Below are 568 nucleotides of genomic sequence, written 5' to 3'. Positions count from 1 at the left end.
CGCGTCGTCGACGACGCGGTCCGTCAAATGTCCTGCGGAACGCGACGATTGGCGTGAAACCGCCGGTCCGCACGGGGTGGTTGTCGGGCACATTTGTTGACCTCGGTCGGTGCCCGGACGGCGGGGGGCGGCAACGGGTGGGGGGATGTGTTGAACGTACCCGGAAGGGAACGGAGCCGGGCTTCGGACGACCAGCCCTATTTCTTCCTCAGTTACGCGCACACCCCGCGGGTGGGCAACGGCGGCGGTGACCCCGACCACTGGGTGTGCGTTCTGTATCAGGACCTGTGCAGCACCATCATGCAGCTCACCGATCTGCCGGCCGACGTACCCGCCGGGTTCATGGACCGGGAGATGAGTTCGGGCGACGGGTGGCCTCACGTCCTCAGCGAAAACCTCGCGCGGTGCCGGGTGTTCGTGCCGCTGCTGTCCCGGCGCTACTTCGCCAGCGAAATGTGCGGCCGCGAGTGGTACGCGTTCAACGAGCGGCAGTTGCAGGTCCAGGCCGTCGACGGCAGGGAGGTGTCCGCCATCGTGCCCGCCCTGTGGACCGGGATCGACTACACAC

At 67.3% G+C, this 568-nt stretch carries 1 protein-coding gene; it reads left to right on the top strand.

Features of this window, described 5'->3' with window-relative positions:
• Window positions 1-150: 150 nt before the first annotated feature.
• Window positions 151-568, top strand: a 418-nt coding sequence (locus tag CCN29_RS22225) for a TIR-like protein FxsC (protein WP_442538448.1), incomplete at its 3' end; no start/stop codon positions are given.

Origin of the sequence: Streptomyces pseudogriseolus (genome assembly GCA_002154585.1) — a bacterium.
GTDB classification, from domain to species: Bacteria; Actinomycetota; Actinomycetes; order Streptomycetales; family Streptomycetaceae; genus Streptomyces; species Streptomyces pseudogriseolus.
Note: the sequence above shows the minus strand (reverse complement) of the source record. Positions and strands in the feature narration are given on the sequence as shown.